Origin of the sequence: Acetatifactor aquisgranensis (assembly GCF_943193215.1) — a bacterium.
In the GTDB taxonomy this organism is placed as follows: domain Bacteria; phylum Bacillota; class Clostridia; order Lachnospirales; family Lachnospiraceae; genus Acetatifactor; species Acetatifactor aquisgranensis.
The window spans coordinates 1-2,819 of sequence record NZ_CALPDH010000082.1; the positions used below are offsets into that span (position 1 = coordinate 1).

Consider the following 2,819-nt stretch of genomic DNA (forward strand, 5'->3'; position numbering starts at 1 on the left):
GTAAACGGTGGATAGTGCGTACCTATACAAAACAGGAGCAAACCTGTATGATAAAAACAGATTTGCTCCTGTCTTATTTCACTTCTTCTTTATCAGGCTTCCGGCAGTTCGCAGGCAGGTCTGGTGACCAGGGGAGCAGGTCATCCAGAAAGCCCCTGTCAGTTTCATCCAGATGCTTTGGTATCTCAGCGAGCAGATACTCAAAGTAATCGTATGGTTTCAGATTGTTTGCTTTTGCTGTTTCCGCAATGCTGTAGATGATCGCACTGGATTTAGCACCGGCAACTGTATCGATCATGACCCAGTTCTTTTTCCCGATACAGAATCCACGGACCGACTGTTCCGCTGCATTATTATCCATCGGGACTTCCCCGTCATCCAGGAACACTTTCAGATATTTTTCCTGGCCCAGTGAATAATTGAAGCCTTCCCATGTTTTGCTTTTCTGCGGTACTTTCGGAAGATTTTCACGCACCCATGTGAAATAAGCCTCCACCAGCGGCTTGACACTTAACTGGCGGCGGTCCTGCCTTTCCTGGGCGGAAAGCTCTTTGAGCTGTTTTTCTTCCCGGTATATTGCCTGGATCATAGTCAGCGCAAGGTATGCCCGGCTGTCCTTCTGTTTTGCCTTCGGCAGCGCCTTTACTGCTTCGTCAAACCTGCGCCTCGCATGGGACCAGCAGCCGGCAATCTTTAAGTCCTCCCTTTCGTTTTCAATCGTGTGGTAGACCTGGTAGCCGTCCGTGACGCATATCCCGCTGAAATCCTTCAGAAATTCCCGGGGATGGCTGGCATTGCGCGTCCGCTGGTATTCATACAGGACAATCTGACGGTCTGTATACATCCTGCCGGTGCGGTATACCCACATATAGCTCTTACTTCCGGCAGGTCGTCCGTCCTTGTTTACCAGCACGGGCGTTTCATCCGCCTGCAGCACATGGTAGCCGTACATCTTTTCATGCAGGTAATCATAGAGGACCGCAAGGTAGCGGTCCGCACACTGGATCGTCCAGTTCGCCATGTTCTGTCTGGAAATATGCAGGCCGTAACGTTCAAACTCCTGTTCCTGCCGGTAGAGCGGCACCGCATTGACATATTTGGCATTCATCACGGCCGCTTCCAGCGAAGGGGACACAAGGCTTCCCCTTAACAGGCTTTCCGGATGCGGTGCTTTTACGATTTCATCCGTCTTTTTTCCAGCATAGACTTTTACATGGTGTTCCTCCACTTCGACTTTTGCCGGGGTAAAACCATATCTGCGGTACACTTCGTCAGGGAGCTGCTTAAAGCCCCCTTCCCCAAACCGCGCCGCCAGTTCTTCTTCTGTCATGGAGTGTTCAATCACAACTACAGGCAGACCATCCAGGTCTTCTTCCCGTTTTCCCTGTTTCTTTTTCGGTTTCCGGCGGGGGACAGTTTCCGGTTCAGCTCCGTCATCTTCTGCGGCAACAGCTTCCGATTCGTTGAAAAATACAATCTTTCCATCCACTTCCATGAAAGAAATCTGTTCATCGGACTCATGCCTCTCCGATGATCTGCCGAAGCGGTGTCTTTTTAAGTCTGCCAGCTGCTCCAATACCAGCTGGAGATTATGGTCGATATTTTCTAACTGCTCCTGCTGTGACAGAAACAGCTGGATGAGGGTTTCCTTGTCAAAGCTGTTCAGTTTTTCTTCTGTATACTTTAAAGCCATCCTGCCGCCCCCCCGGTATCCAAGTGAGTCTATTATACCAGAATCCCGCAGGATTTGCGAACAGGGACATTTCCGGCGTTCGTCATAATGCCCATGCCCCTGACCCTGCATATGCCTTTTGTCCAACGGCATTTTTACAGTGTCTTCAAATGAAACCTTTCTGTGTGCCGTCCGTTAAAACCATCTCTAAAGCGCATATACCTGATCGTATACCGCCGGAATACGCAGGCCCGGAAAGTACCGGAATGGCCTGGAAATTTCTCTGTTTTGCACAAATTCATCCCATGTATTCCGGCGGCTCCACCGGCCTGACGGACTTCTTCGGGGTGACTGTCAGCCCTTCCATCAGCCAGCGGAACTGCTGCTGTGTCAGCAGACGCACTTCCTCCGGGCTGCGGGGCCACTGGAAACGGCTTTCGGAAAGTCTCTTATATAACAGGAGCCATCCATCTTCCTCCCATACAAGTCCTTTGATGCGGTCTGACCGTCTGCCGCAGAAAAGATAAAGTGTATCCGGTACATATGGCCTGTTTCCGGTCTGTGCTTCTATAAACGCTGCAAGCCGGTCCATGCCGGAGCGCAGATCTGTATATCCGCAGACGATATACACGGCTTTAAAACAGGTGGCGTCATTAAGCATGCCGCACCGCCTTAAGCACCGATTCCAGAAGAGGCATGGACGTGGATTCCGTTACATGGATGGAGAATCCTTTTATGGAAATATCCAGTCCGGACTGTGGATTTCTATCTTCCTGCTCCTGATGTTGTAAAAGTTCAGACTGCACAGGAACCATCTGCCGGGCAGGCATTTCCTCCCGGATGGTTTCCAGGCAGGCCTCTCTTACACGGCGGAGCCGGTAATAATAATTCGCTTTTGTGATGTCGTGGCAGGCGCACCATTCGACAACGCTCATGCCGGCCGGGCGGCTCTGGCAGTCCCGGATCTGTGCAGCCCATTCCCGAAGACGGCACTGCTTAGCCACCATGGTTGTTTCTGAATACATAGACTTACCTCCTGATACCGGTATCAAAAGTTGAGACTTAACTTTTCATACCATGATAGAAATATAGTCTATTGTCACATATTTTTCCCTCACAGTCGAGGTACGCACTATCTACCGATTAC

At 50.5% G+C, this 2,819-nt stretch carries 3 protein-coding genes; all 3 read right to left on the reverse strand.

The window, feature by feature from the left end:
* Window positions 1-73: 73 nt before the first annotated feature.
* On the reverse strand, window positions 74-1,693 hold the full coding sequence (tnpC, locus tag NFS35_RS28640; RefSeq protein WP_172485621.1) for an IS66 family transposase: 1,620 nt from the start codon (window positions 1,691-1,693) through the stop codon (window positions 74-76).
* A 277-nt stretch (window positions 1,694-1,970) separates the two neighbouring features.
* On the reverse strand, window positions 1,971-2,333 hold the full coding sequence (gene tnpB / locus NFS35_RS28645; protein WP_251210353.1) for an IS66 family insertion sequence element accessory protein TnpB: 363 nt from the start codon (window positions 2,331-2,333) through the stop codon (window positions 1,971-1,973).
* Window positions 2,326-2,697 carry an IS66 family insertion sequence element accessory protein TnpA gene (gene tnpA / locus NFS35_RS28650; protein ID WP_251210354.1) on the reverse strand — a complete coding sequence of 124 codons (372 nt, stop codon included), beginning with the start codon at window positions 2,695-2,697 and terminating at the stop codon, window positions 2,326-2,328. Before tnpA ends, tnpB begins: the two co-directional genes overlap by 8 nt.
* Between the last annotated feature and the right edge of the window lie 122 nt (window positions 2,698-2,819).

Excerpts from the sequence above, each read along its gene's own strand:
- tnpC (WP_172485621.1), bottom strand. The coding sequence starts at position 1,693 with ATGGCTTTAAAGTATACAGAAGAAAAACTGAACAGCTTTGACAAGGAA.
- tnpB (WP_251210353.1), bottom strand. The coding sequence starts at position 2,333 with ATGCTTAATGACGCCACCTGTTTTAAAGCCGTGTATATCGTCTGCGGA.
- tnpA (WP_251210354.1), bottom strand. The coding sequence starts at position 2,697 with ATGTATTCAGAAACAACCATGGTGGCTAAGCAGTGCCGTCTTCGGGAA.